The organism is Kaustia mangrovi (genome assembly GCF_015482775.1).
Lineage (GTDB): Bacteria > Pseudomonadota > Alphaproteobacteria > Rhizobiales > Im1 > Kaustia > Kaustia mangrovi.
In genome coordinates this window covers 3,013,741-3,037,187 of sequence record NZ_CP058214.1, presented here as the reverse complement: position 1 = coordinate 3,037,187, position 23,447 = coordinate 3,013,741, and the positions used below count along the sequence as shown (strand labels likewise).

The following is a 23,447-nucleotide window of genomic DNA, read 5'->3' as shown; positions in this document are numbered from 1 at the left end:
TCCCACCCTGAGCCGGCCACTCGGGAAAAACGCCGCGAATCGCGCGTGAAGGGAGCAGAAATGGCGGGCAGGGGAACGATGCGGCGCGATGTCGGGCTGATCGGCCTGACATTCGTGGCGGTGAGCGGTGTGATCGGCTCAGGCTGGCTGTTCGCGCCGCTTCTGGCGAGCGAGCATGCGGGGCCGGCGGCCATCATCTCCTGGGCCATTGGCGGCGTCGCCATGCTCATGATCGCGCTCACCTTCGCCGAGATCACCGCCATGCTGCCCGTTGCCGGCGGCATTGCCCGCGTGCCCCAGTTCAGCCATGGCAATGTGGTCGCCATGGCCATGGGGTGGAGCGCCTGGATCGGCTACAACACCACCGCGCCGATCGAGGTGGAGGCGATGCTGCGCTATGTGGCCCCCTATATCGACTGGCTGCATACCGGCCCCGACCGCAGCACGCTCACCGGGGCGGGTCTCGCGGCCGCCTGCGGCCTGATCGCGCTCTTCACCGTCATCAACGCCGCCGGCGTGCGTTTCTTCTCCTATGTCAACTCGACGCTCACATGGGCGAAGATCGCCATTCCGCTCGTCGTCATGGCGACCCTCGTCTGGGCGCGCTTCGATACGGCGAACTTCACCGCGGCGGGCGGCTTCTCCCCGAACGGGCTGCACGGCATCCTCGCAGCCGTGTCGACCGGCGGCGTGATCTTCTCCTATATCGGCTTCCGCCATGTCATCGACATGGCCGGCGAGGTGCACCGTCCGGGCGTGACCGTTCCGGTCGCACTGGTCCTGTCGGTGCTGATCTGCCTGCTCGTCTATGGTGGCATGCAGATCGCCTTCACCGGCGCCCTGTCGCACGACATGCTGGCGAAGGGCTGGAGCGGGCTCATGATCTCCGCCGATCTGGGACCGCTCGAGGCGATCGCCACCTCGCTCGGATTCCTGTGGCTGGTGAGCCTGCTCAATGTCGGCGCCGTCATCAGCCCGTTCGGCGGCGGGCTGGTGGCCACGGGTTCCAATGCGCGCCTCGCCTATGCGCTCGCGGAGAACGGATTCTTCCCGAAGCTCTTCACGCAGCTGTCCGGGCGCGGCGTGCCGCTCGCCGCGCTCCTGCTCAACTTCGTCTTCGCCTCGGCGGTCTTCGTGACGGTCCCCTTCGCGGAGATCGTCAAGCTCAACGGCTCCGCGATCGTCCTGTCCTTCATCGTCGGACCGATCGCGGTCGTGGCGCTTCGCCGCCTCCTGCCGGACCGGCCCCGCCCGCTGCGCCTGCCTGCGGTGACATGGATCGCCGCGCCCGCCTTCGTGGTGGCGACCCTCGTCATCTACTGGAGCGGATGGGACACGCTGTGGCGGCTCGGCCTGTGCCTTCTCGCCGGCCTCGTCCTGTTCCTGGTCCGCGCGCGCACACGCGGTCGCGGCACGCTCGACTACCGACAGGCCGTCTGGCTCATCCCCTATCTGGTCGGGGTCGGCGCAATCTCCTCTCTCGGCACGTTCGGCGGCACGGGCCTCCTGCCCTTCGGCTGGGACATGGCGGCGATCGCCGTCTTCGCGCTCGCCGTCTTCGCCCATGCCTTCCGGTGCCGCCTGCCTCAAGCCCGGTTCGACCGCTACATGGCCGACCCGGACGGCATTGCCGCGGAGCTGGACCGGTGAAGGGCAGATCCGGAGACACGTCGCGGCAATACCCGTTGACCCGGCCCCTGGGGACGCAGCCATGAGGCCGTAGCGACCTGCCTTGCCCCGCCCGAGGTCCGGGCGCGAACGGAAGGCGTCGTCGCGTGGCGCCCGCCGGCGACGTGACGTCTCATGCGTCGAGCGCGGCGGCCCCGCCGGCTTCGCCGGCTTCCTCGGCATAGATCTTCGGCATGAGCGCGAGGAGGTGGCGCGTATAGTCGTTCTGCGGGGCCTCGAAGAGCGTTTCGGTCTCGGCGAGCTCCATGAGCCGGCCATCCTTCATCACGCCCACCCGGTCGCACATCTGGCGGATCACCGGCAGGTCGTGGCTGATGAACAGCATGGTGAGGCCGAGCTCCTCCTGGAGGTCCTTCAGGAGGTTGAGGATCTGCGCCTGGATGGAGACGTCGAGCGCGGAGGTCGGCTCGTCGCAGATGAGGAAGCGGGGCCTCGTGGCGAGCGCGCGGGCGATGGAGATGCGCTGGCGCTGGCCGCCGGAGAATTCGTGCGGATACTTCTTCGCCGCCGCCGCGCCGAGCCCGACATGCTCCAGGAGATCCTCCACGATGCGCCGCGCCTCCGCATTGGACGAGGCGAGCCTGTGGAAGCGGATCGGCTCGGCGACGATGTCCGACACCCTCATGCGCGGGTTCACGCTCGAATAGGGGTCCTGGAAGATCATCTGCATCTGCCGGCGGTAGCGGTTCATCTCGCGGCGCGAGCCGATGGCGGTGAGATCGACGCCGGCGAACACGACGCGGCCCGAGACCGGCCTGTAGATGCCGGTGAGCAGCCGCGCGACCGTGGACTTGCCCGAGCCCGATTCCCCGACCAGCCCGAACACCTCGCCATCGCGGATATCGAGGCTCAGATCGTCGACGGCGGTGAAGGTCTCGTGGCGCCCGCTCAGCATGCCGCCGACATGGAACGCCATTGTGAGGTTCTCCACCGCCACGAGCGGCCCCTCATGGGCGGCGGCGAAATCGCGCGCCTGGCCGAGCCAGTGGGTCTTCACGTCGAACGCCGCGCGCGGGGCCGCGCCCTCGCCCGAATAGTCGACGAGGGGGAAGCGGTCCATGCGCCGGTCGGGCCGCGGCACCGCCGCGATCAGGCTCTGCGTATAGGCATGGTCGGGATTGAGGAGGATCTTGTCCGTCGGCCCCTCCTCCACCACCGAGCCGCGATACATCACCGCGACCCGGTCCGCCGTCTCCGCGATCACGCCCATATCGTGGGTGATGAGGATCATGCCCACGTCGCGGTCGCGCACCAGCCGGCGCATGAGCTCCAGGATCTGCGCCTGGATGGAGACGTCGAGCGCCGTCGTCGGCTCGTCGGCGATCACCACCTCCGGCTCCGCGCACAAGGCCAGCGCGATGACCGCGCGCTGGCGCATGCCGCCGGAGAACTGGTGGGGGTAGTTCTTCACCCTCTTGGCCGGCTCTGGGATGCCCACCTGGTCGATCAGTTCCACCGCGCGGGTCCTCGCCTCCGCCTCGGAGAGGTCGAGATGGGTGAGTATTGTGGTGACGAGCTGGTCCTCGATGGTCTCCAGCGGATTGAGCGAGGTCAGCGGGTCCTGGAAGATCATGCCGATGCGCCGGCCGCGTATGCGGCGCTTGTCGCCCTCCGGCAGCGTGTCGATACGCTGGCCGTCGAGGTGGACCTCGCCGCCGGAGACCCGGCCCGGCGGCTCCAGCAGCCCCATGACGGCCGCCCCGATGGTCGACTTGCCGGCGCCGGATTCGCCCACCACGCCGAGGATCTCGCCGGGCGCGACGGACAGGGTGATGTCGCGCGCGGCCGTCACCGTGCCGCGGCGCGAGGGAAATTCGACCGAGAGGCCGGATATGTCGAGCAATCGGGTCATCTGAGCTTCGGGTTGAGGGCGTCGCGCAGCCAGTCGCCGAGAATGTTGACCGCGAGCACCAGGATGACGAGGGCGGCGCCGGGAAAGATCGTGATCCACCACTCGCCGGAGAACAGGAAGTCGTTGCCGATGCGGATCAGCGTGCCGAGCGAGGGCGAGGTCGGCGGGATGCCGACGCCGAGGAAGGACAGCGTCGCCTCCGTGATGATGGCGAGCGCGAGCTGGATGGTCGCGATCACCAGTACCGGGCCGGTGACGTTCGGCAGGATGTGGCGCACCAGGATGGTGAGGCTCGGCAGGCCGGTCACCTGGGCGGCGAGCACATATTCCTTGCGCCGCTCCACGAGCACGGAGCCGCGCACGGTGCGCGCATACTGCACCCAGAAGGACAGGCCGATGGCAATGACGAGCACGTAGAAGGCCAGCGCGTCGTGGCTGCCGCGCGGCAGGAGCCCGCGCGCCACCCCGTCGATCAGCAGCGCGATCAGGATCGCCGGGAAGGAGAGCTGGACGTCGGCGATGCGCATCAGCACGGTATCGACCCAGCCCCCCACATAGCCGGAGACGAGGCCGACGGCGACGCCGATCACCATGGCGAGCGCGACGCTCGCAAAGCCGACGAACAGCGAGATGCGCGCCCCGTAGATGATGGTGGAGAGCATGTCGCGGCCCTGATCGTCGGTGCCGAGCGGGAAGGCGGCCATGCCGCCCTCCTCCCACATGGGCGGCAGGAGCGCGTCGAGCAGGTTCACCTGGGAGAGGTCGAAGGGGTCGTGGGGCGCGATCCAGGGCGCGAAGATCGCCGCGGCGAACATGACGAGCGTCGTCAACGCGGCGACGATCACGGTGGGCGAATGGCGGAAGCTCCACCACAGGTCGCTCTCGTCGAGGCGGGCGAGGAGGCCCGCCGGCCGCTCCGTCCGGTCTGAGTCCGTCATGCCGTCTCTCCCCTCAGCCGCGGGTCGATCACCAGATAGAGCAGGTCGACCGCCAGGTTGATCAGCACGAAGATGAAGGAGATCAGCATCAGATAGGCCGCCATGACCGGGATATCGACCTCGCTGATCGCCTGGATGAACAGGAGCCCGAGGCCCGGCCACTGGAACACGCTCTCCGTGATGATGGCGAAGGCGATGATCGAGCCGACCTGCAGCCCGATGATGGTGATCACCGGCACCAGCGTGTTCTTGAGCGCGATGGAGAAATTGATCACGCGCGGCTTCAGGCCCCGCGCCCGGGCGAATTTCACATAATCGGAGCGCATCACCTCAAGCATCTCCGCGCGCACGAGCCGCACGATCAGCGTCATCTGGAAGATGGCCAGCGTGATCGCCGGCATGATCAGCGCCTTGAGACCCGACAGCGTGAGGAAGCCCGTCGTCCACCAGCCGAGATCGACGACCTGGCCGCGCCCGAATGTCGGTAGCCATCTGAGCTGCACGCCGAAGATGAGGATAAGCAGGATGCCGATCAGGAAGGTCGGCAGGGACACGCCCATGAGCGAGGCGGTCATGAAGGAACGCGCGATGAGGCTTCGTCGTCGAAGCGCGGTGTAGACGCCCATGGGTATGCCGACGAAGAGCGCGATCAGCGCGGACGTCATGGACAGCTCCATGGTCGCCGGGAACCGCTCCGCGATGAGCTGCTTCACCGGCAGGCGCATCTGGTAGGAATAGCCGAAATCGCCGCGCGCCGCGTCGCCCACGAACCGGGCGAACTGCACGATGACGGGATCGTTGAGGCCCAGATCCTCCTTCAGCTGCTCGCGCTCCTCCAGCGAGGTGTCCTGGCCGACCAGATTGTTGATCGGGTCGCCGACGAAGCGGAACAGCGTGAACGCGATCAGCGCCACGGCCAGCATGACGAACACGCTTTCGGCAAGCCGGCGCAGGATGAACAGGATCATGGGGTTACCCCTGCCTCTCTCCGCCATTCCCGCCGGCACGGGCCGCCATAAACCGCATCGGCAGCAATGCGGGGTCCCGCATCGTCCGGGAACGACGCACGGTCGATGCCCGGGCCGCCGGAACGGCCCGGGCCTTGCGTCACGGCATCACGACATTGCGGAAGTCGAGCACGTTGTCGGCGCGCTGGGCCGCCGTCACGCCCGACCGCACGCCCCAGGAGAGCGGCTGCTGGTGCAGAGGGAAGTAGCCGTAATCCTCGCGCAGCATGGTGAACGCCTGGTCGATCATGGACTGGCGCTTCTCCTGGTCGGTCTCGCTGGCGATCTTCGCGGTCAGCCCGTCGATCTCCTCGTTGCAGTAGCGCCCGTAATTGAACTGGCCCGCATCCGTGGTCTGGCAGTGCACCAGATTGAAGAGCGGGTTGTAGGCGTCCATCGAGCTCGGCGTCCAGCCGAGCAGGTAGAAGGACGTGTCGTTGTCGTTCTGGGTCGCCACCTTGGCGAAGTATTTCGATTTGGGCTGGGCGTTCAGGTCGACCTTGACGCCGACGCGCGCGAGCATCGCCACGACCGCCTGGCAGATCCGCTCGTCATTGACGTAGCGGTTGTTCGGGCAGTCCATGCCGATCTCGAAGCCGTCTGGATAGCCGGCCTCGGCGAGCAGGGCCTTCGACTTCTCCGGATCGTATTCGTAGGGCTTGTTGAGCGCGTCGTTGAAGCCGTTGATCTGCGGCGCGATCAGGAGCCCGGTCGGGGTCGAGGCGCCACGCATGATCTTCTGCTTGATGGCATCGAGGTCGATGGCGTGGGCGATGGCCTGGCGCACCTTGATGTCCTTGGCCGGGTTCTTGCCCTTGACGTTCGAATAGAGCAGCTCGTCGCGGCTCTGGTCGATGCCGAGGAAGATGGTGCGCGCCTCCGGCCCGGTCAGCGGCTCCACGCCGTCCGCGCTCTCGAGGCGCGGCCAGTCCTGCACCGGCACGGGATAGACGAGGTCGAGCTCGCCGGAGATCAGGGCCGCAACCCGGGTGGCCGCCTGCTCGATGGGCGTGAAGATCACCTCGGTCACATTGGTCTTCGGCTCGCCCCAATAGCCGTCGAAGCGCTTGAACACCGACTTCACGTCCGGCTGGCGCTCCGACACCATGAAGGGCCCGGTGCCATTGGCGTTCTGGGCGGCGTAGGTGGAGCTCGTCGTCGCCGCCTTCGGGCTCGTCGCCTCCGTGGCGTCGTGCTCCTCGGCCCACTCCTTGTCCATGATGTAGACGAAGGTCAAGGAGCGCGGCAGGATCGGATCGGGCGACGGGGTCTCGATCTCGATCGTGTAGTCGTCGATCTTCTTGATGTCCTTGATGAGGGCCGCATAGCCCTTCATGTCGGAACCGTCGGTCTTCATCCGCTGCCAGGAGAAGATGACATCGTCGGCGGTGAAGTCGCCGCCGTCGTGGAACTTCACGCCCTCGCGCAGCTTGAAACGCCAGACGGTGGGCGAGGTGTTCTCCCAGGACACGGCGAGCCCCGGCTCGATCTCCAGATTCTCGTCATAGGCCGTCAGCCCCTCATACACATTGCCGAGGAAGCCGAGGGTGAAGGTCTCGTTCAACCCGTGCGGATCGAGCGACTGGACGTCGCCCTGGAACGCCCATTTGAACGTCTTGGCCGCGACCGGCCCCGACGCTATGAGCACGGCCGCCAGGCTGGCCGCCATCAGTGTTCGCAGTTTCATGTCTCACCTCCCGAATGCAACGCCTTTGTCGGTTTCCGCAACCGGACACCGGCAGGACCGCCCCTCACGCGGCCGCTGCGGCATCCTTCGCGGGCATGGCCTTCTCCACCAGCCGCACCCAGTAGGAACAGCCGGCCGGAATGGCCTCGTCATTGAAGTCGAATTTTGGATGATGCAGGCCGTAGGTGTCGCCATTGCCGATGAAGATGAAGGCGCCGGGCCGGGCCTCCAGCATGAAGGAGAAATCCTCCCCGCCCATGACGGGCGGCGCATCGGCATCGACGCCGGCCTCGCCGGCAATGTCCCTCGCGACCTCCACGGCGAACCCCGTCTCCCGCTCGTGATTGGCCGTCACCGGATAGTTGCGGTGATAGTTCAGCGTGGCCCGCGCGCCGAAGGCTGCGGCCTGGTGCTCGACCAGCACGCCCATGCGCTCCTCCACCAGGTCGCGAACCTCCGGCGTCAGCGAGCGCACCGTACCCTTGAGCTGCGCGGTCTGCGGGATGACGTTGAAGGTGTCGCCGGAGCGGAACGCGGTGACGGAGACGACGGCGGCGTCGAGCGGGTCGACGCTGCGCGAGACGATCGTCTGGAGCGACTGCGTCAGGCTTGCCGCGACGAGCGTCGGATCGACGCATTTGTGGGGCCTGGAGGCATGTCCGCCGAGGCCCTCGATATCGATGACGAAGACGTCGGTCGCCGCCAGCATGGGGCCGGGGCGGATCGCGAACTGGCCGACGGGAAGGCCCGGGAAATTGTGCATCCCGTAGACCTCCTGGATGCCGAAGCGCTCCATCAGCCCGTCGTCGACCATGACCTTGCCGCCGGCGCCGCCCTCCTCCGCCGGCTGGAAGACGACCACGGCCGTGCCGTCGAAATTGCGCGTCTCGGCGAGATATTTCGCCGCCCCGAGCAGCATGGCGGTATGGCCGTCATGACCGCAGGCATGCATGGCGCCCTGGTTCTTGGAGGCGTAAGGCGCGCCCGTCTCCTCCACGATGGGCAGGGCGTCCATGTCCGCACGAAGCCCGATCACGCGGCCGCTCGCCGTGTCGCGCCCGCGGATCACGCCGACCACGCCGGTGCGCCCGAGCCCCGTCACCACCTCGTCGCAGCCGAAATCCTTGAGCTTCTCCTCCACGAGCCCGGCGGTGCGGTGCACGTCGAACATCAGCTCGGGATGGGCATGGATGTCGCGGCGCCATTCCGCAACCTCGTCGAACAATTCGTGAAAACGGTTGATGATCGGCATGGCGGCTCACTCTCCTGTCCTGTGCGCTCATCGCGCGAGCTGGTCGAACACGCTCCGCACGAACCCCTCGCCCGCGGCGATCTGGGAACTATCGATATACTCGTCCGGCTGATGCGCCTGCTCGATGGAGCCCGGCCCGCAAACCACGACGGAATAGCCGGCATTCTGGAACAGGCCCGCCTCGGTGCCGTAGGAGACGACGTGCTCGCCATTGTCTCCGGTCAGGCGCCGTGCGAGCGCCTCCGCCTCCCCGTCATGCTCCGGCGCGAGCCCCGCAATGTCGGTGAAGATGTCGATCTCGATCCCGGTCTCCGGGCGGATCGCCTTCATCTCCGCTTCCAGCGTGTCGGCGAAGGCGCGGTAGCGCTCGACATAGCTCGCCCCGCTTTCGGTCGGCAGGAGGCGGATATCGGTCGTGAACGTGCAGTCGCGCGCGACGATATTGCCGGCGGTCCCGCCGTGGATGACGCCGCAATGGACCGTGGTGAAGGGCGGCTCGAAGGGCGAGGCCGGATCGGCGCCGGCGATGTTCTCACGCAGGCGCTCGTCCATCCAGGTGACGAGCCGCGCGCCGTACATGACGGCCGAAACCCCCTTGTGGATCAGGCTGGAATGCACCTCGTGGCCGCGCACGCGGGTGGCGAGCCCGACGAAGCCCTTGTGCCCGGTCACGACCTTCATGAGCGTCGGCTCTCCCACGATCACCGCGCTCGCCTCGGGCAGCACGCGGCGCATCTCGGAGATCATGGGCGCCACGCCGAGACAGCCCGTCTCCTCGTCATGGGACAGCGCCAGATGGATCGGCCGGTTAAGCCCGCGCTCCAGCGCCTCCGGCACCAGCGCCAGCGCGATCGCCAGGAAGCCCTTCATGTCGCAGGCGCCGCGGCCATAGAGCCGCCCGTCCCGCTCGGTCAGCGAAAAAGGGTCGCTGGACCACGCCTGCCCGTCGGTGGGGACAACGTCGGTATGGCCAGACAGGACCACGCCGCCCGGCACCATCGGCCCGAGCGTGGCATAGAGATTGGCCTTCTGGCCCGTCTCGTCGTGGAGGATGCTGGACGACACGCCATGGCCCGCCAGATAGTCCTGGACGAACGCGACGAGATCCAGGTTGCTGTCGCGCGAGACCGTCGGAAATCCGACGAGCTTGTCGAGCATCTCAACAGACGTGTAACGCTGCACCATGGCACCCCGACGGCACGCTCCGGGACACCCGCGACGCGGGCCCTCCAACGCGGCCTGGCGCCCATGTCAAACCAGTTGCGACGAGATTTCAACCCCACCCGTCACACAAGGGTCGGACCGGGCCGCAACGCCGGCGATGTCTCATGACAATCGCATCCCTCAGGGTTTGCGCGCGGCGAGGATCAGCGCCGGCATGTCGAACCGGATCGCGCCGTCCCGCGCGACGAAAGGCCGGAGCCCGGTTTCCGCCTCCCGCAGGAGCACCTCGAACTGGCTGTCGTCGAGCACGCCGCCCAGCGTCCACACACAGGCGCGCTCGGTGGAGACCAGCGCCGCTACCGAACTGAAGCGGACCGCTCCATTTTTGCGCACGACCTCCGGCGCCGGCAGATCGGCGGCCTTCGCGATCTCCATGAGGCGGCCCTCGTCGCCGAGCGCGAACGGCGCCCGGAAGGCGTCGCCGACCGATGGCCCGAACAGCCGGTCGAGCAGCCCGGCGAAGGCGGAATAGCCGGGCGAATTGTCGACCGCATCGCACACCGCGACCGCCAGCCGGCCGCCGGGGCGCAGCACCCGCATCATCTCCCGCAGCGCCCCGGCCGGGTCGTCGAAGAACATGAAGCCGAACTGGCTCACCACCGCATCGACACTCCCGTCGGGCAGCGGCAGGGCCTCCGCCGTGCCCTCCAGCCATTCGATGCCGGGGCCTTGCGGCGCGCCACCGCCAGCATGGCCGGATTGGCGTCGAGCCCCGCGACATGGCCCTCCCCGCCCGCGATCTCCGCCGCCGCCAGCGTCAGGGCGCCCGTGCCGCAGGCAACATCGAGCACCCGGTCGCCCGGCTGCACGCCCGCCACGGCGGCGACCACAGGGCCCCATTGCGCAAACAGGGCGGGCACGAAGAATTCGTCGTAGATCTCGGCGGGGTCCCGGGCCGTATTCACCGTATCCATGGCGGCTCCTCCTCCTCGACAGCACCGTCGCACCGGGGCACCCGCAGCCAATGCCGCTGTGGATGCCGGCCATGAATTCAGTGTAGATTTGCCCATGGCCCGGTCCCATGACCATGCGTCCGGAATGCATGCCGCTCCGTCTGCGATGGAGGTCGGCTACACGGTGGCGTCGCCGTCCGCAAAGGCGCTGCCGGCGGCGGATCCGGGAACCGTCGCGACGGATCCGCTGTCGGACGTGCTGCGCGCGGTCAAGCTCACCGGCGCCCTGTTCTTCGCGGTGGAGGCCTCCACGCCCTGGGGGATCGAGGTTCCCCGGACCGACCGCTACGCCGCGATCATCCTGCCGCGCGCCCAGCATGTCGTCTCCTACCACATCGTGCTGGAGGGCGAGGGCTGGGCGAGCCTGCCGGGCATCGCGCCCACACGGTTCCAGGCCGGCGACATCCTGGTCTTTCCCCATGGCGACGCCTATTCGATGAGAAGCGCGCCGGGCGGCGAGGTGGAATATGGCGAGGAGGCCACGCTCGGCTTCTTCCGCGAGATGATGGCGGGCCGGCTCCCCTTCGTGGTGCAGGAGGGCGGCGGCGGCGCGGGGCGGGCCCGCTTCGTGTGCGGCTTCCTCGGCTGCGACACCCGTCCCTTCAATCCCGTGCTCGCCACCCTGCCGCGCATCCTCGTCGTGCGGCGCCCGGCGGGCGCGCAAGGGGGACTGCTCGACGAGCTCGTCGCGCTCACCCTCGCGGAGGCGCGGGTCGCGCGCGCCGGCGGGGAGAGCATCCGCCTGCGCCTTGGCGAGCTCATCTTCGTGGAGGTCGTCCGGCAGCATCTCGACGCGCTGCCCGAAGGCCGGACGGGCTGGCTGTCGGGCCTGCGCGACCCCGCCATCGGGCGCGTGCTCACCGCGATGCATGCCGAGCCGGCGCGGGCCTGGACGCTGGAGGCGCTCGCCGGCATGGCCGGCCTGTCGCGCGCGGTGCTGGCGGAACGCTTCGCCCAGCTCGTCGGCTGTCCGCCCATCCACTATCTCACCCTGTGGCGCATGCAGATCGCCGCGCGCCTCCTCGCCGACAGCCCGATGAAGGTGGCCGCCGTCGCCAACGAGGTGGGCTACGCCTCCGAGGCGGCCTTCAGCCGCGCCTTCAAGAAGGCCACGGGCCTCGCCCCCGCCATCTGGCGCGCGCGGCACGCGGCCGCCACCGCCGATTAGCCAGCCCCGGGGCTTCGCGCTATCATCCCGCCTGCCCGGACGGGCCAAGGACGGGGGAACTCCCGCACGAGCAAAAGCATGGGGGCGAATGGAGCGTTCGCGCGCCGGCCGGCACGACAGCGAGCCGGATGGCGGGGAGGACCGTGGCTTTCGCGACCCCATCGTCAATGGAGGAAACGGATGCAACGGACTGTCTGTTCTCTGATCGCCGCGGCGGGGCTCGCGGCGGGTCTCTCATCGGGCGCCCTGGCTGAGGACTGGTATCCCTCCAAATGGGGGGCGGACGACGAGATCGGCGCGGCCAACGCCCTCTCTCCGGAGAAGGTGCTGGAAGCGGCCAAGCTGATCACCGCCGGCAAGACCTACCGGATGGGCGTGATCGTCGGCCGCGACACGCCGGCCTTCCCCCCGCGCAGCCTGTCGGTCACCATCACCATGCCCAACCAGTTCGGCGGCGCGACCTTCGGCGAGAACGGCATGAGCTATGTCGACGACATCTTCACCGGCTGGCTCGGCATCGGCACGCAGATCGACTCGCTCGCCCATCTCGGCATCGACGGCACCTTCTATAACGGCCGCAAGGCGAAGGACTTCGTGGCGACGACCGGCGTGAAGAAGATGGGAATCGAGAAGATCCCGCCGATCGTCACCCGCGGCGTTCTGCTCGACATGGCGAAATACAAGGGCAAGGACCGGCTCGAGGAGGGCGAGGTGATCACCGTCGACGACCTCAAGGGCGCCATAGAGGCCCAGAGTGTCACGCCCGGCGAGGGCGACGTGATCGTGCTCCATACCGGCTGGCTGTCCATGCTGGAGGAGGATCCGGAGCGCTTCGGGTCGGGCGAGCCCGGCATCAATTCGCAAGGGGCGGAGTATCTCGCCGGCCTCGGCGTCGTCGCGGTCGGCGCCGACACATGGGGCGTGGAGGCCGTGCCCTTCGACGAGAACGGCGCCGTCTGGGGCGGCCATCAGGTGCTGCTCGCCAAGAACGGCGTCTATATCCTGGAGACGCTCGACACGCGCGAGCTCGTCGCCGACGGGGTGAAGGAGTTCATGTTCACCCTCGGCCAGCCGCTCTATCGCGGCGCGGTCCAGGCCATCGTCAATCCGGTGGCGATCCGCTGACACGGGCGGTCACAAAGTGCCGTGACGGATCGTATCCGGACCGAAGCGCTTTGCCGTGCGGCTCCTGGATGCCCGCCTGCGCGGGCATGAGCGGTTTGTGGGCGAAAGCCCCGCTTTCGCCTGCCGCCGCTCAGCGCGGGCCCATGCGCAGGGCGCCGTCGAGGCGGATGGTCTCGCCGTTCAGCATCTCGTTGCCGACGATATGGAGGACGAGCCTTGCATATTCGTCCGGCTGGCCGAGGCGCGAGGGAAAGGGGACGGCCTCGCCGAGGCTCTGCTGGGCGGCCTCGGGAAGGCCCTTCAGCATGGCGGTCTCGAAGATGCCCGGCGCGATGGTGCAGACCCTGATGCCGTATTCGGCGAATTCGCGCGCCGCGGGAAGCGTGAGCCCGACCACGCCCGCCTTGGAGGAGGCATAGGCCGTCTGCCCGATCTGGCCCTCGAAGGCCGCGATCGAGGCGGTGTTGACGACGACGCCCCGCTCGCCCGTTTCAAGCGGCTCAAGCGCACTGGCCGCCGCGCCGAAGAGCCGCAGGAGGTTGAAGGTGCCGATCAGGTTGACCTCGACCGCGCGGCGATAGTCGTCGAGCGGCATGACGCCGGACCGACCGATCATCTTCTTCGCCGGCGCGACGCCCGCGCAATTGACCAGGATGCGGGCCGGGCCGTGCACGCCGGCGGCCTCCGCCACCGCGACCTCCGCGCTCTCCGCGTCGGAGACGTCGCAGCCGATCGCCACGCCGCCGATCTCCTCGGCGACGGCCCCTGCCGCCTCCTCGTTGAAATCGACGATGGCGACCTTCGCGCCCTCCGCGGCGAGCGCGCGGGCGGTCGCCGCGCCAAGCCCCGACCCGCCGCCCGTCACGATGGCCGCCACAGTCCCGATATCCATGACCCGATCCCCTTAGTTCCGGTCTCGCCGGCCTGGGACCATAGAGCATTATCGGGGGACGGCACCAGCCTCATCGCGCCGGCGGGCGCGTGGTGCTCTGGCGCACCACCAGCCGGGCCTCGAGCGCCACATGGTCGCGCGCCGGCCGGCCCTCGATGCGGGCGACGAGATAGTCGCCGGCAAGGGTGCAGATCTCCTCCACCGGCACATGGATCGTGGTGAGGCTCGGCGCGATATTGGCGGCCAGCTCGATATCGTCGAAGCCGGCGACGGACAGCGCGTCGGGCACCGCAAGGCCCGATTGCTGCGCCTCCAGGATGACGCCGATGGCGAGGAGGTCGTTGCCGCCGATCACCGCTGTGGGCCGCGGCCCGGGCCTGCGCAGGAGCGCGCGCAGCCCGTCGCGCCCGTCGCTCACGCTGTAGGGCCGCTCCACGATGCGCGCCTCGTCAAGGGTCAGGCCGCGCGCCTCCAGCGCCGCGCGCACGCCCCTGATACGGTTGCGCGCCCGGTCGTTGCCCTCGCTGATGCCGGCGACCATGGCGATCTCGGTATGGCCGAGATCGAGCAGGTAGTCGGCCACGTTGCGGCCGGCCTGCTCGTTGTCGAAGCCGCAGCAGGGATGCGGGCTCGCCGGGTCGTAGACCCATGTGTTGATGTAGGCGATGCCCTTGCGCCTGAGCAGGTCGTAGACCTCCGGCAGGTGGCTGTCGCCCTGCAGCATGATGGCATCGATGCCGCGCTCGACCATGGTGCGCACCTGCTTGAGCTCGCGGTCGGCCTCGTAGTCGGAGCCGGCGATCAGCAGGCCGTAGCCGGACCGCTCCAGCCGGTTCTCCAGCGCCTGGACGCCGCGCGCGAAGATCGGGTTGTCGAGCGCGGCGGTGACCGCGCCGACGGTGCGCGAGCGCCGCGAGGCCAGCGCGCGCGCAGCGGCATGGGGAACATAACCGAGGGCCGCGACGGCCTGCGAGACGCGCGCTTCCGTTTCCCGGCTGAACCGCCCCTGCCGGTTGAGGACCCGGCTGACCGTCGCCGTCGACACGCCCGCGCGGTCGGCCACATCCTTCAGCGTGACCGCGGCGTCGGCATCGGTTTCGGCAGTTTTATGTAAACGCTTGCTCAATGGCGGGTTGCACCCTTTCCCAGACGCCGGAAGACCGGCGGCTTGCGGCATATCGCGAAATCGAGACCATATTTCCCCAGTTTCAGGCGACGGTCAACCGGACACAGCTCGCGACGACGCCAAGTTTCCTGTTGACACGACCGGGTGAGGTTTCGCTACACTCCCCATATTGCGTAAGCGCTTACGCAATTGATCGCCAATCCGGCCCCAAGGCCGGAAACGCGCGACAACGGGGTCTTGAGGGGACGGAACGGGGCATGTCGGGAAAACCCATCACGGACCGGGACAGCGCGCGGCGCGCACGCTGGCTGCTCGCCATCGCCGCAGGCGTCTTCTCGCTGTTCTGCCTCAACGTGCTCCTCGGCAAGGCCCGCGTGACGCTTGGCTGGGAGACGGGCCTCGTGCTGCCCGACGTCCCGGAATTCCTGCTGCTGCTCTTCTCCGCGCTGTTCTTCACGCTGGCCGCGCTCGCCCGGGAACGGGCCGTCGGCTCGCGCAACGACCTGCCGGCCGGGACCGCCCGCGGAGACGACGAAGCCGGGGCCTGAGCGCCCGACAAGAGGCGGACCGCCCCCAACCCAGACAACACTCAGGGAGGAAATGACATGAGCGACAAGACCAGACATCACGGCGGCGTTTCCATGCCGGAACGCCGCGCCTTCTTCCGCGCGGCGGGCGCCTACGGCGCGACCACGGCGCTCGTGGCGCTCGGCGCCAATACGCTGATGAGCGAGACGGCGCTCGCCCAGACGGCGCAGGAGGAAAAGGAGCGCCAGGCCGCGGCGAAGGAGACCATGACCATCGCCACCGCCTACCGGATCGGGACGACGCGCTCCTATCCGATCATGCAGCTGAACTTCAAGGAAAACATCCAGAACCTGACCAACGGCCATGTCTATGTGAAGCTCGCCCCCGGCGGCCAGCTCGGCGTCGGCACAAAGCTGGTGGAGAAGGTGCAGGCCGGCACGATCCAGGCCGCGCAGCACTCGCTGTCGAACTTCGCCCCCTTCGCGCCGGCGGTCGACCTGATCAACATTCCCTACTGGGTCGGGCCGAACCAGAAATTCGTGAACCTCGTCACCTCCGAGGCCTGGAAGGCGGAGGTCGACAAGCGCGTCCAGGAGAAGGGCTTCAAGCCGCTCTTCTATTTCTGCATCGATCCGCGCACCACCGCGCTGCGCCGCGGCGTCGACGGCCCGATCAAGACGCCGGAGGACCTTCAGGGCATCAAGTTCCGCGTGCCCGGCTCCAAGATCCTGCAGCAATATTACCGCCTGATCGGCGCCAATCCGACGCCGGTCGCCTGGGGCGAGACCGCATCGGCCATCAAGCAGGGCGTGGCCGACGCGCTCGACCCGGCGGTCGAGGCGCTCTACGCCTTCGGCTTCAAGGACATCCTGTCCTGGATCACCTTCAACGCGCCGGTGCCCGACAGCCAGGTCTATTCCTGCAATCTGGACTGGCTGAACGGCCTGCCGACGGACATCCGCGAGGGCATCGAGTTCGCCGGCGAGGTGACGTTCCAGCAGAACCTCGCCCAGGTGCCCGCCTCGCGCGCCTTCGCCATGGCGGAGATGACCCGGGCCGGCGTCCAGTACTACGTGCCGAGCGAGGACGAGATCGCCGCATGGGCGGAGGCCGGCGGCCATCAGCGCCCGGAATGGGACGACTGGAAGACGGAGCTCGGCGGGTCGCTGGAGGTGTTCAACACGCTGCTCGAGGCCGCCAACACGCAAGGGCGCTACTACGTCAACGACGTGTGACCCGTCCCCTCGCGCTCACACAACGACCGGCAGGGGCGGCACGGCCCGCCCCTGCCCCGGCCAACCCCGTCCGAGGACGTCAATGCGCAAGGCCCTGAAATGGCTGGACGAGAATGGCGAGCGCTGGCTGCTCCTGTTCCTCTACAGCTTCATCGTCCTGGTGATCGCAACGGAAGTCTTCCGACGCTTCGCGCTGCTCTACTCCTCCGTCTGGGGCGAGGAGACGGCGCGCTACGCCTTCATCTATCTGGTCTGGATCGGCGCCGCGGTGGCCGTGCGCGACCGCGCGCATATCCGCATCGACGTCATCACCCATGCGCTGCCGCCGCGCGGTGCCGCGCTCGTCTATCTGTTCGGCGATCTCCTGACGGTGGCGCTGGCCTGTTTCGCGATCTACTGGTCGCTCGACCCAGTCCTCGTCTCCTGGAAATACGGCAATGTGACCGACGGCCTGCGCATCATCCGGGTGTGGTTCCTCATGGCGGTGCCCTTCGGCTTCACGGTGATGCTCGTCAGGCTCGCCCAGTCCATCCACCGCGACATCGCCGATCTCATCGGCGGCCGCCCGCATTTCGCCGGGCGCAAGCTGTTCGACTAGGCAGGGCTCGAAGGCACCATGTATCAACTCTATGGCGTTCCGGAAGCCTCCACCGAGCTCGGCTGGGCCGTCGGGCTTCCGCTCATCGGCATCGTCGTGCTCCTGGCGCTCGCGGTTCCCGTCTGGGTGGCGCTGGGCTTCGGGGCGATCGGCCTTCTCGTCCTAACCGACGTGCTGCCGCTCACCCTGTTCGGCGAGGCGCTGTTCTCCGGCATCGACGCCTTCGCGCTGATCGCCATCCCGCTGTTCATCCTGACCGGCGACGTGCTGGTACGCTCGGGGCTTTCCGACAAGCTGCTCGACGTGGCGGAAGCCACCATGGGCGGCTTCCGCACCGGCTTCGGCACCTCCACCATACTGGGCTGCGGCTTCTTCGCCTGCATCTCCGGCTCGGACGCCGCGGGCGCGGCCGCCGTCGGGCGGATCACCTATGCGCGGCTCGTGGAGGCGGGCTATCCGAGGCCCTATGCCTGCGCGCTCATCGCATCGGGTGCATGCACCGGCATCCTGATCCCGCCCTCCATCGCCTATATCATCATCGGCCTGATCCTCGGCATCTCCGCCTCCACCCTCTTCCTGGCGGCCGCCATTCCCGGCGTCATGATCATGGTCTCGATCATGCTCACCAACATCGTCCTCAACCGGCGGCACGGCTACGAGGCCTCCGACCTCGCCTTCTCGCTCCGGCGCTGGCTGACGGCGGTCTGGGAGGGCAAGTTCGCCCTGATGATCCCGGTCATCATCCTCGGCGGCATCTATTCCGGCGTCTTCACGCCGACGGAGGCGGCCGCCGTGGCGGTCGTGACGACCATCGTCATCGGGCTCCTGCAGGGCACGCTCACCCTCGACGACTTCCCCAAGATGCTCCTGAGCTCGGCCAAGGTGAACGGCGTCATCGTGCCGATCATCGCCTTCGCCCTGCCGCTCGCCCAGACGCTGGCCGCGCTGGAGGTGCCGCAGACCTTCGTGCAGTCGATCACCGCGCTGACCGACGACCCGGTGCTGATCGTTCTGCTCATGCTCGGCGTCTTCATCCTCGCCGGCTGCGTCATGGAGACCACGCCCAATATCGTGATCCTCGCGCCCATCATGCTGCCGCTCGCCGAAAGCATCGGCATGAACGAGATCCATTTCTGCATCTTCATGGTGACAGCCCTCGGCGTCGGCTTCGTCACGCCGCCGCTCGGGCTCAATCTCTTCGTGCTCGCGAGCCTGACCGGCGAGCCCGTGATGGGCATCGCCCGGCGCGCCATACCCTATGTGATCGCCATGCTCACCGTGGTGCTGCTGCTGGCCTTCATACCCGCCATTTCGCTCTGGGCCATCCGCTGACCCGCGCGGGCGCGTTCCACCCCCTCATCTGAAGCAACCGGACCGACCGATATGACCGTCGACTATCTCAAGAAGGCCGAAAGGCAACCGACCACTGGCGAGACCGACACCCGCCGCATCGTCGCGGAGATGCTGGAGGCCATAAGAGAGGGCGGCGAGGAGCGCGTGCGCCGCTATGCCGCCGATCTCGACGGCTGGAGCGGCGACATCGTCGTCGGGCCCGAGACGATCGAGGCCGCCGCCGCGGCGCTGCCGGAGCGCCTCAAGCAGGATATCGAATTCGCCTGGCGCCGCGTGCGCGACTTCGCCGAGCGCCAGCGCGCATCGATCTCGGAGTTCGAGGTCGAGCTCTCGCCGGGCCTGTTCGCCGGCCAGCGCCTGATCCCGGTGAGGACGGCGGGCTGCTACGTGCCCGGCGGGCGCTACGCCCATGTCGCCTCCGCCATCATGTCCATCGCCACCGCCAAGGTCGCGGGCGTGGAGAACATCGTCGCCTGCTCCGTGCCGACCGACGGGCATGGCGGCATCCATCCCGGCATCCTCTACACGATGGATCTGTGCGGCGCCGACCACATCCTCAATCTGGGCGGCGTCCAGGGCATCGCGGCCATGGCCTACGGGCTGTTCACCGGGCACCCGGCCGACATCCTCGTCGGCCCCGGCAACCGCTTCGTCGCGGAGGCCAAGCGCATGCTGTTCGGCGAGGTCGGCATCGACCTGTTCGCCGGGCCGACGGAGATCCTCGTCATCGCCGACGCCACGGCGGACCCCCGCATCGTCGCCTCCGACCTCGTCGGCCAGGCCGAGCACGGCCCCGATTCGCCGGTCTGGCTGGTCAGCCTCGACCGCACGCTCGCCGAGGAGGTCATGGCGCTCGTGCCGGGCCTGATCGCGGCGCTGCCCGACACCCAGCGCAAGGCCGCCGAGGCCGCCTGGCGCGACTATGGCGAGGTGGCCTTGTGCGACACGCGCGAGGAGGCCGTTGCCGTCTCCGACCGCTATGCGCCCGAACATCTGGAGGTGCAGGCCGGCGACCTCGACTGGTGGCTCGGCCATCTGGCCAATTACGGCTCGCTGTTCCTCGGCGAGGAGACGACGGTGGCCTTCGGCGACAAGTGCTCCGGCACCAACCACATCCTGCCCACCAAGGGGGCCGGGCGCTATACGGGCGGGCTGTCGGTGCACAAGTTCATCAAGACCGTCACCTATCAGCGCATGACGCGCGAGGCCAATCGCGACGTGGCGCAGGTCATGGCACGCATCTCCCGGCTGGAGGGGATGGAGGGCCACGCCCGCACCGGAAACGACCGCCTGGAGAAATATTTCCCGGGCGAGGCCTTCGATACCGATGCGGCATAGGGGCGGCGGCATGTCTTCACCATCGGGACTGTTCGATCTCGGCGGGCGCGTGGCGCTCGTCACCGGGGGCTCCAGCGGCATCGGCCGGCGCATGGGCGAGGCGCTGGCGCGCGCCGGTGCCGCCGTGGTTCTCCTCGCCCGCCGGGAGGCCGAGCTCGCCGGGGCGGCCGGCGCCATCGAGGCGGATGGCGGCAAGGCCGCGGCGCTGGCCCGCGACCTGTCGGACCCCGCCGCGATGGACATGCTCGCAAAGGAGGCCTCCGCCCCCTTCGGCGCGCCCGACATCCTGGTCAACGCCGCCGGCGTCAATCTGCGCGAGGCGCCGGAGGCGATCACGCCGGAAAGCTGGCAGCGGACCCTGACGCTCAACCTCACCATCCCCTTCTTCCTGGCGCGCGCCTGCATCGCGCCCATGATCGCGAAGGGCCATGGGCGCATCGTCAATATCGCCTCCCTGCAATCGGTGCGCGCCATGCCGAACGGCATGGCCTATGGCGCCTCGAAGGGCGGCATCGCGCAGCTCACCCGCGCCATGGCGGAGGCCTGGTCGGCCCATGGCGTCACGGCGAACGCCATCGCGCCGGGCTTCTTCCCGACGGCGCTCACCGGCCCCGTCTTCAGCGACGAGGCGACGGCGGCCGCGCTGGCGGACCGGACGGCCATGGGCCGCAACGGGCGGCTGGAGGATCTGGACGGTATCGCCGTGTTCCTGGCGTCGGAGGCGTCGGCCTATGTGACGGGCCAGGTCATCCATGTGGACGGAGGCTTCACCGCGAAATGAAGGCGCTCATCTATACCGGGCCGGGCCGGCTCGACTATGGCGAGACCGACGATCCCGCCCCGGCTGCCGGCGAGTCCCTCCTGCGGGTGGAGGCCTGCTGCATATGCGGGTCGGACATGCACGCCTTCCACGGCAGGGACGAGCGGCGCAGGCCGCCGCTCATCCTGGGCCACGAGCTTGCCGGCACGGTCGCGGAGGGCGCCGCCGCCGGCCGGCGCGTCGTGGTCAATCCGCTCGTCTCCTGCGGCCGGTGCGGCTTCTGCCGGGAGGGCCGGGCCAATCTCTGCGAAAGCCGGCAGATGATGTCCATGAACCGGCCCGGCGGCTTCGCCGGCCTCGTCGCGGTGCCCGACGGCAATCTCCTCGACGTGCCGGACGCCATGCCCATGGCGCATGCCGCGCTCACCGAGCCGGCGGCAACCGCCTGGCACGGGATCGTTACGGCGGCGCGCACGCTCCACCGGCCCCTCCCCGAGGCACGCGCCATCGTCATTGGCGGCGGGGCCATCGGGCTTCTCTGCGCGCTCGTGCTGCGCGCCTTCGGCTGCCCGGATATCGTGGTCATGGAGACCAATCCCCTGCGCCGCCGCACGGTCGCCGCGGAAGGCTTCCCGGTCGTCGACCCGCTTAAGGAGGAGGGAGACAGGCCCGGCGCGGAGCTCGTGGTGGATGCGGTCGGCGCCCGCGCGACCCGCGAGGCGGCCATGCGCCGGGCGCGGCCGGGCGGCGTCGTGCTCCATATCGGGCTCGGGGACAATGACGGCGGCGTCGATGCGCGCAGGGCGACGCTTCAGGAGATCGCCTTCATCGGGACCTACACCTATACGATGACCGATTTCCGCAGCGCGCTCTCCGCCCTTGCCGGCGGCCGGCTCGGCGCGCTCGGCTGGGTGGACCGCCGGCCGCTGGCAGACGGTCTCGCCGCCTTCGAAGAGCTCGACCGCGGCGCGGTCGCAGCCGCCAAGATCGCCCTGGAACCCTGACTTCCGGCGACCGCGGCCAGCCCCCGCACGCGTCAGATCGATGCAGGATCGCAGTCAGGGTCTTCCCCATTGTGGCCACAAAGGGTTATAAAACTGTGGACTGAGTATCGATCCGCGCCACGATCCCGTCTGTGGCCGGAAGGGGCAATCTGTCTTCCGGGTGTGTCTGCATCCGGCCCACCGCACAAGGCCTGCAAGAAGATCTCGAGAGAGAGTGGGAGAGTCCGGTATGACGAGTTCCCGATGGTTCCGTCGGGCCCTGCTGGGCAGTGTCGCGACCGTCGCCGTAACGACGGGCGCACAGGCCGATGAGCTGACCGCCCTGAAGGCGCAGCTCCAGGCCCTGCAGACCCGTGTGAACCAGCTCGAGGCCCAGCCGGCCGCACCGGAGGCGCCGGAGGGTGCGAGCTTCATCACCTTCAGGCGCGGCACCGAGGCGACCGCCGACTGGAACACCTCGCGCGTCGGCGACGCGGTTCCGAGCGACCGCGGCTTCACCATCGCCATCACGCCGACCGCCGACCTGCCGGCGCCGGTCCACGAGGTGACGGTCTCCGGTTACGTCAAGGGCGACGTGATCTACGACTTCAACCAGGATCTCGGCAACCAGTTCACCTACACCGACATCACGGAAGGCACCGACAGCGCCGAGCATATCCGGCTGCATGCCGAGCAGTCGCGCTTCCGCATCAAGTCGCGGTCCGACACCTCCATCGGCCAGATCCGCACCCTGATCGAGGGCGACTTCTGGGGCGGCGACTTCCGCGTCCGCCACGCCTGGGGCGAGTGGGACATGACGCCGAACTTCACCCTCGGCGTCGGCCGGTACTGGCGCAACTTCATGTCCGTCGACAGCGGCATCTCGACGGTCGACTTCAACGGTCCCGTCGGCCTGATCGGCACGTCGCGCAACAATCAGGTGCGCCTGACCTATCATGACGGCCCGATGGAGTTCGCGGTCTCCATCGAGGACCCGACCGGCGATTCGAGCCAGGGCAACGGCGACGATCTTCTGACCGGCGCCATCGGCACGATCACCACGCCCGCGACGGCAACGGTGGCGACCGGCGGCGCATCGGACAACCTGCCGGACCTCAATGCCCGCTGGCAGTATTCCGGGCCCGGCGACACGCTGTTCCTGGTCTCCGGCATGCTGCGCGACTTCCACACCGACGGCGATCTCGGCGTCGACGGCGACAGCGCGCTCGGCTGGGCCGTCCAGGGCGCGACCAACATCAATCTCGCCGATTTCGCCACGCTGTCCACCTCGGTCATGTATGGCGACGGCATCGGCAATTATCTTCTCGGCGCGAGCTACGGCGCCTATGCCAATGCCAACGGCAATATCGACACCATTGCCGGCCTCGGCCTGTTCGCCGGCCTGTCCTTCACCGTCACCGACGCGACCAGCTTCAATGTCGGCTGGGGCTGGACCAAGATGGATTCGGGCGACACGCGCGAGGCGGCCGATCTTTACGGCGAGGAGCTCAATCGCGAGATCATGAGCGTGCACGCCAATATCATGTGGCAGCCCGTCCAGGAGATGAAACTCGGCTGGGAACTCATGTGGGCCGACCGCAAATATCGCGACGGCGGCGGCATGGACAGCGAGGGCAACACCAGCGGCACGAACAAGAGCGACGACGCCTGGCGCGCCCAGTTCGGCGCCTGGTTCTATTTCTAGATCGACAAGCCGGAGCATTATCGGGCCAACCCGC

The 23,447-nt window shown here is 68.4% G+C and carries 19 protein-coding genes and 1 pseudogene; 11 read left to right on the top strand and 9 right to left on the bottom strand.

What is annotated here, in order from left to right; genetic code table 11:
• Positions 1-60 precede the first annotated feature (60 nt).
• Positions 61-1,650: an APC family permease gene (locus HW532_RS14085; protein ID WP_246479089.1), complete on the top strand. Its 1,590-nt coding sequence runs from the start codon at positions 61-63 to the stop codon at positions 1,648-1,650.
• A gap of 151 nt (positions 1,651-1,801) precedes the next feature.
• Here the strand turns inward: HW532_RS14085 and HW532_RS14080 are convergent, their stop codons facing one another.
• The 7 genes and pseudogenes from HW532_RS14080 to HW532_RS22380 form a co-directional block, all read right to left on the bottom strand.
• A complete protein-coding gene (locus HW532_RS14080) occupies positions 1,802-3,541 on the bottom strand; it encodes a dipeptide ABC transporter ATP-binding protein (RefSeq protein WP_213161072.1) in 1,740 nt (579 codons plus the stop codon).
• On the bottom strand, positions 3,538-4,479 hold the full coding sequence (locus tag HW532_RS14075) for an ABC transporter permease (RefSeq protein WP_213161071.1): 942 nt from the start codon (positions 4,477-4,479) through the stop codon (positions 3,538-3,540). The genes HW532_RS14080 and HW532_RS14075 overlap by 4 nt, the downstream gene beginning before the upstream one ends.
• On the bottom strand, positions 4,476-5,447 hold the full coding sequence (locus HW532_RS14070) for an ABC transporter permease (RefSeq protein WP_213161070.1): 972 nt from the start codon (positions 5,445-5,447) through the stop codon (positions 4,476-4,478). The genes HW532_RS14075 and HW532_RS14070 overlap by 4 nt, the downstream gene beginning before the upstream one ends.
• Before the next feature lie 139 nt (positions 5,448-5,586).
• The gene (locus HW532_RS14065) at positions 5,587-7,173 is read right to left on the bottom strand and encodes an ABC transporter substrate-binding protein (protein WP_213161069.1); all 1,587 of its coding nucleotides are present in this window, start codon (positions 7,171-7,173) and stop codon (positions 5,587-5,589) included.
• Positions 7,174-7,237: 64 nt separating this feature from the next.
• Entirely contained in the window at positions 7,238-8,425 is a 1,188-nt protein-coding gene (locus HW532_RS14060) for a M20 aminoacylase family protein (RefSeq protein ID WP_213161068.1), read from the bottom strand.
• A gap of 27 nt (positions 8,426-8,452) precedes the next feature.
• On the bottom strand, positions 8,453-9,610 hold the full coding sequence (gene argE / locus HW532_RS14055) for an acetylornithine deacetylase (protein ID WP_213161067.1): 1,158 nt from the start codon (positions 9,608-9,610) through the stop codon (positions 8,453-8,455).
• Between the two features lie 597 nt (positions 9,611-10,207).
• Positions 10,208-10,563 (bottom strand): annotated as a pseudogene (locus HW532_RS22380) (methyltransferase domain-containing protein); the annotation flags it as partial.
• 94 nt (positions 10,564-10,657) lie between these two features.
• Between HW532_RS22380 and HW532_RS14045 the strand changes: the two are divergent.
• Together HW532_RS14045 and HW532_RS14040 are read left to right on the top strand one after the other, a co-directional pair.
• Positions 10,658-11,770, top strand: coding sequence for an AraC family transcriptional regulator (locus HW532_RS14045; protein ID WP_246479087.1), 1,113 nt, complete (start codon positions 10,658-10,660; stop codon positions 11,768-11,770).
• Positions 11,771-11,950: 180 nt separating this feature from the next.
• Positions 11,951-12,895 (top strand): cyclase family protein, encoded by a 945-nt coding sequence (locus HW532_RS14040; protein WP_213161066.1) that lies wholly within the window; start codon positions 11,951-11,953, stop codon positions 12,893-12,895.
• Positions 12,896-13,025: 130 nt separating this feature from the next.
• Here HW532_RS14040 and HW532_RS14035 read toward each other — a convergent pair whose 3' ends face one another.
• Together HW532_RS14035 and HW532_RS14030 are read right to left on the bottom strand one after the other, a co-directional pair.
• Positions 13,026-13,787 (bottom strand): SDR family NAD(P)-dependent oxidoreductase, encoded by a 762-nt coding sequence (locus tag HW532_RS14035; RefSeq protein WP_213161065.1) that lies wholly within the window; start codon positions 13,785-13,787, stop codon positions 13,026-13,028.
• Positions 13,788-13,857: 70 nt separating this feature from the next.
• Complete coding sequence (locus tag HW532_RS14030; protein WP_213161064.1) at positions 13,858-14,913, bottom strand: LacI family DNA-binding transcriptional regulator; 1,056 nt, start codon at positions 14,911-14,913, stop codon at positions 13,858-13,860.
• Between the two features lie 257 nt (positions 14,914-15,170).
• On the opposite strand from HW532_RS14030, the gene HW532_RS14025 reads away from it, so the two are divergent.
• The 8 genes from HW532_RS14025 (at position 15,171) to HW532_RS13990 (ending at position 23,413) form a co-directional block, all read left to right on the top strand.
• Positions 15,171-15,461, top strand: coding sequence for a hypothetical protein (locus tag HW532_RS14025; RefSeq protein WP_213161063.1), 291 nt, complete (start codon positions 15,171-15,173; stop codon positions 15,459-15,461).
• Positions 15,462-15,518: 57 nt separating this feature from the next.
• Positions 15,519-16,676 (top strand): TRAP transporter substrate-binding protein, encoded by a 1,158-nt coding sequence (locus HW532_RS14020; RefSeq protein ID WP_213161062.1) that lies wholly within the window; start codon positions 15,519-15,521, stop codon positions 16,674-16,676.
• An 82-nt stretch (positions 16,677-16,758) separates the two neighbouring features.
• Complete coding sequence (locus HW532_RS14015) at positions 16,759-17,274, top strand: TRAP transporter small permease (RefSeq protein ID WP_213161061.1); 516 nt, start codon at positions 16,759-16,761, stop codon at positions 17,272-17,274.
• An 18-nt stretch (positions 17,275-17,292) separates the two neighbouring features.
• The gene (locus HW532_RS14010; RefSeq protein ID WP_213161060.1) at positions 17,293-18,606 is read left to right on the top strand and encodes a TRAP transporter large permease; all 1,314 of its coding nucleotides are present in this window, start codon (positions 17,293-17,295) and stop codon (positions 18,604-18,606) included.
• 51 nt (positions 18,607-18,657) lie between these two features.
• Positions 18,658-19,965, top strand: coding sequence for a histidinol dehydrogenase (gene hisD / locus HW532_RS14005; protein WP_213161059.1), 1,308 nt, complete (start codon positions 18,658-18,660; stop codon positions 19,963-19,965).
• 10 nt (positions 19,966-19,975) lie between these two features.
• Positions 19,976-20,746: an SDR family NAD(P)-dependent oxidoreductase gene (locus tag HW532_RS14000; RefSeq protein ID WP_213161058.1), complete on the top strand. Its 771-nt coding sequence runs from the start codon at positions 19,976-19,978 to the stop codon at positions 20,744-20,746.
• Positions 20,743-21,729 (top strand): alcohol dehydrogenase catalytic domain-containing protein, encoded by a 987-nt coding sequence (locus HW532_RS13995; protein WP_213161057.1) that lies wholly within the window; start codon positions 20,743-20,745, stop codon positions 21,727-21,729. The genes HW532_RS14000 and HW532_RS13995 overlap by 4 nt, the downstream gene beginning before the upstream one ends.
• 229 nt (positions 21,730-21,958) lie before the next feature.
• Positions 21,959-23,413: a porin gene (locus HW532_RS13990; RefSeq protein ID WP_213161056.1), complete on the top strand. Its 1,455-nt coding sequence runs from the start codon at positions 21,959-21,961 to the stop codon at positions 23,411-23,413.
• Positions 23,414-23,447 lie beyond the last annotated feature (34 nt).